Here is a 12,269-nt window from a genome sequence, read left to right as displayed (position 1 = left end):
GGCACCGGGTAGGCGCCGGCATCCCTCCCCGCCGCGAGGCATCACGGCACCGGGATCCCTCGCCGCAACGCCTACGCCACAGCGACGCCGAAGAGCAGTCCGATGAGATACGTGGCCGCCATGGTCGCCGTGCCCATGATCACGTTGCGCAGGATCGCCCGCGTGCGCGGTGCCCGACCGAGAGCCGCGCTGACCCACCCCGTCAGCAGCAGCCCGACGCCCACCGCGACCGCGGCCGCCCAGATGCGGTGAGCGCCGAGCGGCAGCAGGATCATGACGAGCGGCAGCAGCGCTCCCACCGTGAACGAGAGGAACGACGACACGGCTGCCGCCCACGGGCTCGTGAACTCGTCGGGGTCGATGCCGAGCTCGACTTCGGCGTGCGCGGAGAGCGCATCGTGCGCCGTCAGCTCTTCGGCGACGCGATGCGCGAGCTCGGGCGAGAGACCCCGCTGCCGGTAGAAGCCGGCGAGCTCGGCGAGCTCCTCCTCCGGCTGTTCGGCGAGCTCGCGGGTCTCCTTCGCGATCATGGCGCGCTCGGTGTCGCGCTGGGTGCTCACCGACACGTATTCTCCGCCGGCCATCGAGAACGCTCCCGCGACCAGCGCGGCCAGGCCCGCCGTGGCGATGGCGAGCAGGTTGTTCGGCGTCGCGGCGGCCACGCCGATCACGACGCCCGCGGTGGAGACGATACCGTCGTTCGCGCCCAGCACGCCCGCGCGCAACCAGTTCAGCTTCTGCCCGATGCGGCTGTCGTGCGGCTCGTCGGGGTGCGCGCCCGGGGCCGGGGTGTCGATGCGTTCCTGCTCCATGCGCCCATCATGCTCTCGCGGCGCGAGGCCCGCAAGCAAGGGAAGGTTTGCCTTTCTCCTGCTCATGCGCGATTTCTCCGCGCCTCTCCGACGAGACCGACTGTTCCGGCGAGGCCGACTGCTCCAGCGCCCCTGGAACCGTCGGTCTCGCTGAAAGCGTCGTGTTCGGTGCGGGCAGCGCAGGGATCCGGTGCGGAGATGGCAGGATCGAGGGCATGGGCGGTGGGCAGGCGAGCGAGCGGCGAGGGATCCCTCTGCTCGAACAGCCGCGAGGGATCCCTCTGCTCGAACAGCCGCGAGGGATCCCTCCGCTCGCAGATGTGCTCGCAGCCATGCGGGTGGTCGCGATCCCCACCCGCACCCGCTTCCGCGGCGTCGCCGTGCGCGAGGCCGCGATCTTCGAGGCGCCGCTCGGCGCAAGCGAGTTCTCGCCGTTCCCCGAGTACGACGACACCGAGGCCGCGGCCTGGCTGGAGGCGGCGCTCGACTTCGGCTGGCACGAGCAGCCACCCCAGCTGCGCGACCGCATCGAGGTGAACGCGACGGTTCCAGCCGTCCCCGCCGAGGAGGTGCGCAAGATCCTGGCGCGCTTTCCCGGATGCCGCACCGCGAAGGTGAAGGTCGCGGAACGCGGCCAGTCCATCGCCGACGACCTGGCCCGGGTGCGCGAGGTGCGCGAGGCGATGGGGCCAGATGCGAGAGTGCGCGTCGATGCGAACGGCGGTTGGACGATCGACGAGGCCGTGACCGCGCTGCGCGCGCTCTCCGGCTTCGACCTGGACTACGCCGAGCAGCCGTGCGCGACGGTGGCCGAACTCGCGGAGCTGCGCGCGCGGCTGTCCGTTCCGGGTCCGACTCCGGATCAGAAGGTCGGGGGTTCGAACAGCGTGAAGCCCGCTACGGGAGACTCGAGCAAGGCATCGGCCGAGGGTAGCGCGCGCGTCGTTCGGGACGACGGGGTCGCAGGTTCAGATCGTCAGCTCGCCGCGGCCGACGGCGCGACCGAGATCCGAGGATCGACAGACCGTTCGCCCATCGTGCGCATCGCCGCCGACGAGAGCGTGCGCAGGGCCGCCGACCCCCTCGCCGTCGCACGGGCGGGGGCTGCCGACCTGCTCGTGGTCAAGGCGCAGCCGCTCGGCGGAATCCGCCGAGCGCTCGACATCGTGGAGCGCGCCGGGCTGCCGGTGGTCGTGTCGAGTGCGCTCGACACCTCGGTGGGCATCTCGATGGGGTTGCACCTCGCGGCGGCGCTGCCCGATCGTCTACTCGCGGGTGCCTGCGGGCTCGGAACTGTGGCGCTGCTCGACGGCGACATCACCGCCCGGTCGCTGCTGCCCGAGCGCGGGGGGATCCCTGTCGAGAGACCGGCCCTCGCCCCGGCCCTGCTCGACCGCTACGCGGCCCCGCCCGAGCGGGAGCGCTGGTGGCGGGAGCGCGTGACACGCTGCCACGCGCTCCTCGCCGAACGAACACGGCGGGCGTGAGAGAAGCCCCGGGGAGAGCTCCCCGCGGTGTTCGTTCGCCCCCGCCGTGTTCGTTCGCCCAAGGTGTTCATGCGGACTGCAGCCGGACGCGGGCCTCGGCCACGCACGACCCCGCCACGCGCCCGCCGCGCCCGCCACGCGCGCCGCGGGCCGCGACTACACGCGGGCCGCGGCGCGCCGGGCGCCCTCGCCGAGCGACTCGAGCTTGGCCCACGCGATCTGCGGGTGCACGCGACCGCCGAGGCCGCAGTCGGTCGCGGCGATGACGCGCTCAGGGCCCACGATCTTCGCGAAGCGCTCGATCCGCTGCGCGACGAGATCGGGGTGCTCGACCAGGTTGGTCGAGTGGCCGACCACGCCGGGCACGAGGATGAGGTCGTCGGGGATGATGTCGCGGTTCTCCTCCCACACGGCCCACTCGTGCTCGTGACGGGCGTTGGCGGCCTCGAACGAGATCTGCCCGACCTTCGCGCCGAGCACCGTGCGCAGAATGTGCTTCAGCTCGATGTCGGTGGTGTGGGGGCCGTGCCATGAACCCCAGCAGAGGTGCAGGCGCACCTGCTCCTTCGGCAATCCCTCGATCGCCGCGTTGATCGCATCGATGCGGATCTGAGTGAAGGCGAGGTAGTCCTCGACGGAGGGCTCGGGATTGATCTGATCCCAGTTCTCTGCGAGCGAGGGATCGTCGAGCTGGAGGATGAGGCCCGCGTCGGTGATAGCGCGGTACTCCTCGCGCAGCGCCTCCACCCAGGCGTCGATGTGCTCCTGCTCGCTCGCGTAGAAGTCGTTGCGGACGCGGGCGGCGGAGCCGGGAGCGATCGCGGTGAGGAACCCGCGCTCGCCCTCCTGCAGCGCAGCGCGGAGGTTGCGGGTGTCGGCGGCGACGGCCTGCTGGCCACGGTAGGCGATCTCGCCGGTCGTCGTGGGGAAGGCGGTCGCGGTGCGACCCGTGGCGATCCCTCCCTCCGGGTCGTTGTAGGCCTCGGCAAAGGCCTGCCGGTCGCGACGGTCGAGGAAGGCGGTGAGGCGCACATCGCCGGGGGCCGAGCGCACCGGCGGCTCGTTGAAGGCGTTGATCTCGGTCAGCGAGAGGCCCGAGACGCGCTGGAAGGAGTAGCTCCACCACGCGCCGTAGTCCACGGCGTTCGACATCGCCTTGCCGAACTCGCCGTCGCCGGGCTGCGTGATGCCGAGTTCGCGCTGCCGCTCGACGACATCGCGCACGGCCTCGGCGACGAGCGCTTCGAACTCCAGCGTCGACTGCAGGGTGAAGCCGTCGTCCTCGAAGGTGCGTGCGGCGTTGGCCTCGATGAGCGCCTGCGTGCGCGGCAGGCTTCCGGCTGTGGTCGTCTCGATAGTCGTCATGACTGCGAAGCTACCGGCGTGCTCCCCCGCCCTCCAGTCTCATGACGCCGAATGACACGAAGGACGGTGCGCGAGCCTCGGGCGCGGTCCCATCAGGCGAGGGATCGGCAGTGGCGTGAGAGCGGACACGATCCCTCAGGCGAGGGATCCGCCGCGCTGCCGCGCGACACCGTCTCAGCCTTTGAGCCCCGGGAAGTCTTCTTCCCGCCACTCGGTCTCGATGCGACGGCCCTCACCGAAGGCGGCCTCCTCGCGCTGCCGCAGTTCGACGCGGCGGATCTTGCCCGACGTCGTCTTGGGCAGCTCGAAGAACTCCACGCGGCGCACGCGCATGTAGGCGGGCAGCGCGACTCTGGCGTGGGCGAGGATGGCGCGCGCCGTCTCGGCTTCGGCGGCCGCGCCTGCCGCGAGGGAGACGTAGGCCTTGGTGACGTTGAGGCGCGTCTCGTCGGGAGCGCCGACGACGGCGGCCTCGGCGACGAACTCGTGCTCGATGAGCGCGCTCTCGACCTCGAACGGAGAGACCTTGAAGTCGCTCGACTTGAAGATGTCGTCGGTGCGGCCGACGAAGGTGAGCACGCCGTGCTCGTCGCGGTGGGCGACGTCGCCCGTGTGGAAGACGCCGCCCGCCATCGCCCTGGCGGTCGCGTCGGGGTCGCCGAAGTAGCCCGTCATGAGGTTCACGGGCGCCAAGGAGTTGTGCAAAGCGTCGCTTTGAGCGCCGACGGCGCTGTCCGCGCCCTCGCGGACAGCCGACGTGCGGAGCAAGGAGGAACAGGGCGAGAGCCGCAGGCAGAGCTCGCCCTCGTCGCACTCGGCCCCGGTGAGCGGGTCGACGAGCACTGCGTCGACACCGGGCAGGGGTTTGCCCATCGCGCCGGGCACGATGGGGTCTCCCGGCATGTTGCCGATGAGGCAGGTGGTCTCGGTCTGGCCGTAGCCGTCGCGGATCTCGAGACCCCACCACTCGGAGATGCGCGCGATGACCTCGGGGTTGAGCGGTTCACCGGCCGACACGACCTCGCGCAGCGCGCGCGGCCTGCGGTCGAGCCGACTCTGGATGAGCATGCGCCAGACCGTCGGCGGGGCGCAGAAGGTGGTGACGCCGGCCCTGTCGAGTTCGGAGACGAAGTGCTCCGCGTCGAAGCGGGCGTAGTTCAGCACGAGGATCGTGGCGCCCACGTTCCACGGGGCGAAGAAGCTCGACCATGCGTGTTTGGCCCAGCCGGGGGCGCTGACCACCGAGTGCACGTCTCCTGGCCGCACACCGATCCACGAGAGGGTCGTGAGGTGACCGAGCGGGTAGCTCGTGTGCGAGTGCTCCACGATCTTCGGGCGGCTCGTGGTGCCCGAGGTGAAGTAGATGAGCGAGGGATCCGTGCTCGCCGTCGTCTTCGCGATCGGTGCGAGGGAGGCCGCGCTCGACTCTTCGTAGCGCAGCCAGTCGAACAGCGCCGCCCGCTGATCCCGGGTCGCTCCGCCGATCACCCCGTCGAAACCGACGCCGACGCGCCCGTACCCGCCGGGCACCTCGGCGAACTTCATCGCGTCGTCGGCCGCCGCGAACACCCAGCGCACACGGCCGCGCTCGACGCGGTCTGCGAGTTCGTGCGCCCCGAGCACGACCGAGGTGGGGAGGATCACGACGCCGAGCTTGAGCGCGGCCAGCATGATCTCCCACAGTTCGAGGCGGTTGCCGAGCATCAGCATCGCGACGTCGCCCTTGCGGGCACCGATGCCCCGCAGCCAGTTCGCCACCTGATCGGAGCGCTGCTTAAGCTGGGCGAAGGTGCGCTGCGACTCGCTCCCGTCGGCCTCCACGATGCGGAGCGCCGCGCGCTCGTTGCCCTCGGCGAGGGCGTCGAAGACGTCGTGCGCCCAGTTGAAAGCCGGCCCGACATCGGGCCAGCGGAACTCGGCGCGGGCGCGCTCCGGATCTCCGGCGAGCTCGAGCAGTCGATCGCGCGCGGCGAGGAAGGCGGCGGTGGGGTCGATCTCAGTCATGGCTCTTATTCTGCCCCTTCCCCGCCGGTCCCATCCGCGCGACGAGAACGGCCTGCGCGGCGACCGCGGCGAGCATGATCGCCCCGACCGCGATGGCGGCCCACCCCTCCCCGTTGCCGCCGGGCATGCTCATCACGGCCCAGAAGAACAGCACGCTCTGCGCGATCGCGGCGATCGGGATCGCGCCGTATGCGACGGTGCGCAGCGAGGCGCTCGGACCCCGTCGGGAACGCGCGGCGAACGCGAGCACTCCGAGCGATGCCACGACGATGATTCCCGCGAGCCCGAGCACGGCGGCATAGGGAGCACGGTATGCGAGGCGATAGCGCTCATACGCCCCGGGGTCGACGCTCTCGAAGGTTCCCGGTGCGAAGTTCAGCACCACCCCGAGGTCTCCAGAGGTTCCGAGGTCGTATTTCTCGAGGGTCCCGTTGATCTCCTCCGAGACTTCCCAAGCGGACTCCGGGGTCTCGGGGTCGTGGTCATCGGCCCTTCGCGACTGCACGGCGTCGGCGTCGAGCGAGACGACGAGGGATCCGTCGTCGAGCCGACGCTCGGAGCCGATGCGCAGCTCGTAGGGAGTGCGCTCGTCGAAGAGCATCTCGGGGTAGGCCGTGGTGTCGTATTGCCACGGCCGATACCAGTTGCCGTCCTCGTAGGGCACTCGCTCACGGTCGCCGTCGTAGTCGATCCACCCACCCGACTCGATCTCGTCGGCGATGCGCGGGTCGATCGCCAGCGTGACGCTGAGCGGGCGCACGGGGGCTCTTCCGTCGAAGGGGTTCTCCGTATCGGTGTAGTGGGCGTCCTCCCAGAATCCGTGCCAGGCGGTCCAGCGCAGCTGCTGCGGCTCGGCTCCGTTCGCCGAGTCGACCACCGGGCTCGTCAGCGCATAGACGACCTCGACGTCGTAGAGCCCGTCGAGCACGTCGGACATCCGCGTCACCATCGCGGTGCTCTGCGGCCCCGCGACCTCCTGGAACGGCACCTCCTCGCCATCGACGCTCACAGATTCGATCTCGAGCCCGAGGCTCTGGCCGAACCGTTCGCGCGGCCACTCCCTAGCGAACTGCGGCACCGACGAACCTCCCGGCGTGAACCGCACGCTGTCGTGCTCTACGACTCGGAGCCGCGCGCCGCCGCGTTCGTCGCGCTGCAGCTCACCGTCGATCGTAAAACCCTCCACCTGCGACCAGACCGTGCCCGACGGGCCCGACGGCCAGGTGACGAAATCGGCCTCCGCGTACGGAGCGGGTCTGGCTGACACGGTGACGATAGAACCGGCGAGAAGCCCGACCGAGGCGAGGAGGGCGAGCGCAGCCGGCAGCGACACGAAGTGCTCCGTGCGCCAGCCGCGGCCGAGCCACCGGTCGCCCGCCTCGCGGCCGGCGCTCGCGGCGACCCTGCGCCCGGCGCGTCTGGAACTCTCGAAGAGCACGGCGTAGGGCAGCAGCGGCTCCTCGACGGTGCCGCGGTCGAGCAGACGCGTCGCGCGCGCGTAGACGTCGATGCCCTTGAGCTGCTGCACGACGAGGGCGCCGTCGCGGGTGAGCGGCCGAGGCCTCCACACCGCCCAGACGATCATCACGGCGAGCGCGCTCGACACGAGCACGAACAGACCCGGCCACCAGACGACCGTGAGGATCACCTGGTGCGAGAGCTGTCGCAGCAGCCCCCACTGCAGCAGCACGACCGCGATGGGCGCGAGGATGAAGGTGTCGCGCACGTAACTGTCGGGCACCCAGCGCAGCCCGCCTTCGACCGGGCGATCGTTCCGGGACCAGCGCGACCGCTGCCGCAGCACGCTCGGCAGGTTGCCGATCCGACCTGCACGCATTCCCGCGCGCGCGATGGCCGCGAGTCGCGCTTCTCTCCCCGGGCGCGCGGCAGAGCCGAGGCGCCCCGAGCGCGCGACCGCCGTCGCCTTTCCTCGCGCCGCCGAGGCCTTCGCGTTCCGGCGCCTGTCCGATCTTCCGGGGCTCCCGGATGCGGCGTCCCCGCGCGCCAGCTCGGCCACGAGCTCCGCGTGCCACGGACGGTCGAGAAGCTGCGCGGCCTCCGACGGGGAGAGCTCGGGCAGCTCGGCTCGCGCGAGATACCACGGCTCACCGGCGCTGTCGGCCCACACGACCCTCCTCGCCGCGAGTGCGAACGGCAGGAGGACGGCGAGAAACGCGAGCGGCAGAAGCGGCCCCCAGGTCTGCCACCAGAATAGGGCTGTGGTAGGAGGTTGCCCGAAGGTGCCCGCTTCGAAGGCGGTGTCGATGACGAGATCGGGGTAGGGCGGCAGGGTGTCGTCGTTGCTGAAGGCGTAGCGCACACCCTCAGCCGTCTCCTTCTCGGGAGTGAGCCATTCGGTGCCGCTGAGCAGCAGCCAGCCCACGTAGGCGCGCGGCGCCCGCACGAGCGCTTCATCCAGCTCGCGGGACAGCGTCAGCGATACATCCACGCCCTTCGTCGCCTGCGGCCAGCTCGGCCCGAGCAGGGGCCACGACCAGCCGTCGACCGCGCCTCCCGTGGCCTCGTCGACTCGCGGTGAGGCGAGATCGCGCATCGAGTAGTCGAGCGCGATCGCTCGCTTCCCCTCCAGCTTCGCGCCGTCGGGGGGTGCGAGCGTGACGGTGGTGATCGTCGCGCCGCGCTTCACCTCGACGTCCGCCGACTCGCCGTCGATGGTCGCCGAGTGCATCTCGAACCCCGTGTCGTGGCCGTCGAACTCGGTCACGAACTTCCGCTCGATCGACCGCTCGGGTCCGTTCGCGAAGTCGGCGGTGTAGCGTTCGGAGATCTTCGCGGAGAAGCGCCCGCCCTCGGTGCGGGTGATCGAGTAGTCGATGTTCGCATCGGTGGCGATCCAGTCGACCTCGCCCACCTTCGCCGAGTCGAGCACGTCGTCGAAGTCGCGCGGCTCGTTGATGACCGGCCCGAGGAGCAGCAGCACGCCGATGGCCATCACCAGCACCCAGCAGAACCCGATGGCGAAGCGGATCGACCGGTTCCCTCGTGCCCTGAGACGGGCCTCCACTGCGGTGAGCACACCTGCGAGCCAGCGGAACAGCGGCGCGTGCTCCGGCTGCGGGTCGGGGATGCGCCCCGAATTGAGCAGTTCGGGATCCGAGCCTGCGAGGTCGAAGGGATCGGGCGCAGGCAGCGAATCGGGCTCCGAACGGCGGCGTCTACGACTCATGCTTCGACACTAGCGGCGACCTCCGACATCGGGACGACCGCGCAGGGTGAGCGACTCGCCGCCTCGGATCAGCTCCTGAACACCGTGTGCAGCCTCGGGTCGTTCAGCGCGTCCCTGCCTCCGAGCCCCTCGATCTCGAAGAGCACCGCGGTGCCTGCGTGCGCGTAGCCGAGCTCGCGCAGCAGATCCCTCCCCGCCGCGAGCGTACCGCCGGTCGCGAGCACGTCGTCGATGAGCAGCACCCGGGTGCCGCGGGGGAAGTCGGCGTGCGCCTCGACCTCCGCGATGCCGTACTCGAGCGCGTAGCTCATCTTCGCCGCGGGACGAGGCAGCTTGCCCGACTTGCGAACCGGCATCAGCCCGACTCCTGCCGCGTAGGCCGCGGCGCTCGCGAGCAGGAATCCGCGCGCCTCCAACCCGGCGACGACGTCGAAGGAGCCCCGGAACGGCGCGATCAGCGCGTCGACCGTCGCGCGGAACGCCTCGGCGTCGGCGAGCAGCGGCGTGATGTCGCGGAACAGCACGCCCTCGAGCGGATAGTCGGGAATCTCGAGGATCAGCGATTCCGCGCGCTTCAGCTCGGGCGTCATCTCGGGGAAGCTCGGCAGGTCGAGGGGCTCGCTCATCGTCTCTGGCACGCGATCCAGGCTACTCGCTCCCTCCGATAAGGGATCCTGCCGCAGCACCCCGCCATCCGGAACAGCACGCCGACGGGTGTCCGACGTCTCCCCTCCCCAGGCGCTTTCCCGCGTCAGGATCCCTCGCCGGAGCACGAAGACACACCCGGGCGACCGTAATTTTTCTTTTCACCGCGACTCATGTAAAGTTTTCCGAGTTGAGAGATCAACAGTGCGCCCCTAGCTCAGCTGGATAGAGCATCTGACTACGGATCAGAAGGTCGGGGGTTCGAATCCCTCGGGGCGCGCGAACCATCTGAAACCCCCGTCGCGGCAGCGGCGGGGGTTTCGTCGTAGCTCGACGATCGCCGCTCAGCGCGCGAGGTAGGCCGCGAGGTTCGCGAGCGAGGAGGCGAAACCGACCGCGTGCTCAGCTGCGGAGATCCCCGACGGCACGCCCTCGGCCCGGATCCGCACGGTGCTCCCCTCCGCAGCCTGCTCCACCGCCCAGGTCATGGTCATCACGCCGGAGAACGCCGGATCGTCCGACTCGAACTCCACCTCCTGCACCACGCGCTCGCCCGGCACGATCTCGACGATGCGGGCCTCCACCGCATCCGATCCCTCGCCGGTCTTGCCGGTCTCCCGGGCATCGAGGTACTCCAGCACCATGCGGTAGCCCCCGCCCGGGCGCATGTCGAAGCGTTCGAACCGGCCGCGCATTCCCTCCGGCGGCAGCCACTCGGCGAGCGCTTCGGCGTCGGTGAGCGCGGCGAACACGCGGTCGGTCGGTGCGGGGATCGTGCGGGCCGCGGTGTCGGTTCTCGGCATGCTTCGACGCTAGCAAGCGATCTCGAAGGTGTCACAGGCGCCTCGCTATCAGACCCCGGCACGAGCGGCAAGGCCCGTTCGCGATCGCGGCACGGCACGTATCGTCGGGAGTCCAGAGCAACCCGAGCGGGGCCCGCGCAGCGGGCCGCACCGCGGAAAGGCCGCAGGATCATGGACCAGCACGCGAACGACCCAGACAAGACCGGCGCCGAGAGGGATCCGGAGCGTCCGAGCGCGGAATCCCCGGAATCGGTTCCCGAGTCGGTGCCCTCCGCCGGGGACCGCGCGGGCAAGGTCGGCCCCGACGCCGCGGATCCGCCACGTGCGGGAACGCCGGGAGACGAACGGGCGGCCGACAACCCCGAGCTCGACGCCGACGAGGGAGCCGACGCTTTCGAGACTCCGAGTTCGGCGCAGCGCAAGCAGCGCCAGTCCGACGCCGAGCGTCAGGACGAGGATCACATCTCGATCGACACGCCCGACTGAGCTCGGCGCGGCCCCGGCTCGCGCGAGCGGCGCGCACGCGACCGGCGCGGATGCCTCCGGACGCCTCGCCGGGCCGCCTGCGACGCGAGCCCCGTCGCTTCACTCGCGCACGCGCGATACGAGGGCCCTCAGAGCGGCCTCGATGGTCTGCCGCATGACGTCCAGGGGGTCCCCCCGGAAGCGATGGAGTTCGGTGCGCGGCTCGGAGTCGTGCCAGGTCGAGAGATACACGGTGCCTGCAGGCTTGCCCTCGTCCGGCTCGGGGCCGCCGACGCCCGTCACCGCGACCGAGCATTCCGCCCCGAGCAGCCTCGCCGCAGAGGAGGCCATCGCCTCCGCCGTGGGTCCGGTCACCACGGGACCGCGGGGCGCATCGAGGAGGTCGTACTTCACCTCGGGGTGGTACGCGACGATCCCTCCCCTGAACCAGTCCCCGGCGTCGGGCGCCGCGGCGAGCGCGGCAGCCAGCTGGCCACCGGTCAGCGACTCCGCCACCGCGAGACGAATCCCCCGCGCAACAGCGAGCTCCGCCAGCTCGCCCACGAGATCGTCGACCGCTGCTCCGAGCGCCGTCTTCACCATCGTCCGTCCTCCGTTCCTCCGGCGCTCATCCGCTGCGCCGCTTCGCGGCACCCGAACCCGAGCGCGACGCCGTCCGCGGCTTCTTCCGTGTGCGGCGCTTCTTCGCCCGTGAGCGCTCGACACTCTGTTTGAGCGCCTCCATGAGGTCGATGACCTCGCCGCCCCGCGCGGTCTCTCCGAAGGTCTCCTCGGTGTCGATCGCGTCGCCCTCGCGACGCTTCGCCTCAATCAGCGTGCGCAGCTGCTCCTGGTATTCGTCGCGGAAGTTGTCGGGCTCGAAATCGCCGGAGAAGCTCTTCACGAGCGCCGTCGAGAGCTGCATCTCCTTCGCCGAGATGCGCACCCGCTGATCGAGCGTCGGGAACTCGGGCTCGCGGATCTCATCGGGCCACAGCAGCGTCTGCAGCAGCAGGGTGTCGTCGCGCACGCGGAGCGCCGCGAGCCGCGTCTTCTGCCGCAGCGCGAACTGCACGATGGCGGTGCGCTCCGTCTTCTCGAGCGTGCGTCGCAGCAGCACGTAGGCCTTCGGCGACTTGCCGGACGGGGCGAGGTAGTAGCTGCGGTCGAGCAGCATCGGGTCGATCTGCGCGTTCGGCACGAACTCGACGACGGAGATCTCTCGATCCCTCTCCTGAGGGATCGACGCCAGCTCCTCCTTCGTGAGCACGACCGTCTCCTCCTCGTCGACGAATGCGCGCTCGATGTGCTCGTAGGCGACGATCTCATCGCACACCTCGCAGCGCCTCTGATAGCGGATGCGCCCGCCGTCGGCATCGTGCACCTGGTGCAGCGGCACGTCGTGGTCCTCGGTCGCGCTGTACAGCTTCACGGGCACGTTGACGAGGCCGAAGGTAATCGCGCCGCTCCAGATCGCTCTCATGCCTACAGTAGACCCCGT

10 protein-coding genes and 1 tRNA gene are annotated in these 12,269 nt (G+C 70.5%); 3 read left to right on the top strand and 8 right to left on the bottom strand.

The window, feature by feature from the left end; genetic code table 11:
• Positions 1–71 precede the first annotated feature (71 nt).
• The gene (locus tag J4H91_RS06840) at positions 72–812 is read right to left on the bottom strand and encodes a VIT1/CCC1 transporter family protein (protein WP_208045507.1); all 741 of its coding nucleotides are present in this window, start codon (positions 810–812) and stop codon (positions 72–74) included.
• 332 nt (positions 813–1,144) lie between these two features.
• Between J4H91_RS06840 and J4H91_RS06835 the strand changes: the two genes are divergently transcribed.
• Positions 1,145–2,299 (top strand): o-succinylbenzoate synthase, encoded by a 1,155-nt coding sequence (locus J4H91_RS06835; protein WP_208045540.1) that lies wholly within the window; start codon positions 1,145–1,147, stop codon positions 2,297–2,299.
• 156 nt (positions 2,300–2,455) lie between these two features.
• On the opposite strand, the gene J4H91_RS06830 is transcribed toward J4H91_RS06835, so the two are convergent.
• From J4H91_RS06830 to J4H91_RS06815, 4 genes are all read right to left on the bottom strand, one after another.
• Complete coding sequence (locus tag J4H91_RS06830; RefSeq protein WP_208045506.1) at positions 2,456–3,664, bottom strand: cobalamin-independent methionine synthase II family protein; 1,209 nt, start codon at positions 3,662–3,664, stop codon at positions 2,456–2,458.
• 174 nt (positions 3,665–3,838) lie between these two features.
• Positions 3,839–5,668 (bottom strand): AMP-binding protein, encoded by a 1,830-nt coding sequence (locus J4H91_RS06825; protein WP_208045505.1) that lies wholly within the window; start codon positions 5,666–5,668, stop codon positions 3,839–3,841.
• Positions 5,661–8,855, bottom strand: a complete 3,195-nt coding sequence (locus tag J4H91_RS06820; protein ID WP_208045504.1) for a hypothetical protein — start codon at positions 8,853–8,855, stop codon at positions 5,661–5,663. Before J4H91_RS06820 ends, J4H91_RS06825 begins: the two co-directional genes overlap by 8 nt.
• 68 nt (positions 8,856–8,923) lie before the next feature.
• Positions 8,924–9,445: an adenine phosphoribosyltransferase gene (locus J4H91_RS06815; RefSeq protein WP_208045539.1), complete on the bottom strand. Its 522-nt coding sequence runs from the start codon at positions 9,443–9,445 to the stop codon at positions 8,924–8,926.
• A 261-nt stretch (positions 9,446–9,706) separates the two neighbouring features.
• Here J4H91_RS06815 and J4H91_RS06810 point away from each other — a divergent pair.
• Positions 9,707–9,780, top strand: a tRNA-Arg gene (locus J4H91_RS06810).
• A gap of 64 nt (positions 9,781–9,844) precedes the next feature.
• Here the strand turns inward: J4H91_RS06810 and J4H91_RS06805 are convergent.
• Entirely contained in the window at positions 9,845–10,303 is a 459-nt protein-coding gene (locus J4H91_RS06805; protein ID WP_208045503.1) for an SRPBCC domain-containing protein, read from the bottom strand.
• Between the two features lie 171 nt (positions 10,304–10,474).
• Between J4H91_RS06805 and J4H91_RS06800 the strand changes: the two genes are divergently transcribed.
• A complete protein-coding gene (locus tag J4H91_RS06800) occupies positions 10,475–10,789 on the top strand; it encodes a hypothetical protein (RefSeq protein ID WP_208045502.1) in 315 nt (104 codons plus the stop codon).
• A gap of 99 nt (positions 10,790–10,888) precedes the next feature.
• On the opposite strand, the gene J4H91_RS06795 is transcribed toward J4H91_RS06800, so the two are convergent.
• Together J4H91_RS06795 and ku are read right to left on the bottom strand one after the other, a co-directional pair.
• Positions 10,889–11,371: a CinA family protein gene (locus J4H91_RS06795; RefSeq protein ID WP_208045501.1), complete on the bottom strand. Its 483-nt coding sequence runs from the start codon at positions 11,369–11,371 to the stop codon at positions 10,889–10,891.
• A 25-nt stretch (positions 11,372–11,396) separates the two neighbouring features.
• Entirely contained in the window at positions 11,397–12,251 is an 855-nt protein-coding gene (gene ku / locus J4H91_RS06790) for a non-homologous end joining protein Ku (RefSeq protein ID WP_208045500.1), read from the bottom strand.
• Positions 12,252–12,269: the final 18 nt, after the last annotated feature.

Source organism: Leucobacter ruminantium, assembly GCF_017565705.1.
Lineage (GTDB): Bacteria > Actinomycetota > Actinomycetes > Actinomycetales > Microbacteriaceae > Leucobacter > Leucobacter ruminantium.
The sequence above is the reverse complement of the archived record's forward strand: the minus strand, read 5'-3'. Positions and strand labels throughout refer to the sequence as shown.

Coding starts and splice junctions, on each gene's coding strand:
- J4H91_RS06840 (WP_208045507.1), bottom strand. CDS start 812: ATGGAGCAGGAACGCATCGACACCCCGGCCCCGGGCGCGCACCCCGAC.
- J4H91_RS06835 (WP_208045540.1), top strand. CDS start 1,145: ATGCGGGTGGTCGCGATCCCCACCCGCACCCGCTTCCGCGGCGTCGCC.
- J4H91_RS06830 (WP_208045506.1), bottom strand. CDS start 3,664: ATGACGACTATCGAGACGACCACAGCCGGAAGCCTGCCGCGCACGCAG.
- J4H91_RS06825 (WP_208045505.1), bottom strand. CDS start 5,668: ATGACTGAGATCGACCCCACCGCCGCCTTCCTCGCCGCGCGCGATCGA.
- J4H91_RS06820 (WP_208045504.1), bottom strand. CDS start 8,855: ATGAGTCGTAGACGCCGCCGTTCGGAGCCCGATTCGCTGCCTGCGCCC.
- J4H91_RS06815 (WP_208045539.1), bottom strand. CDS start 9,445: ATGACGCCCGAGCTGAAGCGCGCGGAATCGCTGATCCTCGAGATTCCC.
- J4H91_RS06805 (WP_208045503.1), bottom strand. CDS start 10,303: ATGCCGAGAACCGACACCGCGGCCCGCACGATCCCCGCACCGACCGAC.
- J4H91_RS06800 (WP_208045502.1), top strand. CDS start 10,475: ATGGACCAGCACGCGAACGACCCAGACAAGACCGGCGCCGAGAGGGAT.
- J4H91_RS06795 (WP_208045501.1), bottom strand. CDS start 11,371: ATGGTGAAGACGGCGCTCGGAGCAGCGGTCGACGATCTCGTGGGCGAG.
- ku (WP_208045500.1), bottom strand. CDS start 12,251: ATGAGAGCGATCTGGAGCGGCGCGATTACCTTCGGCCTCGTCAACGTG.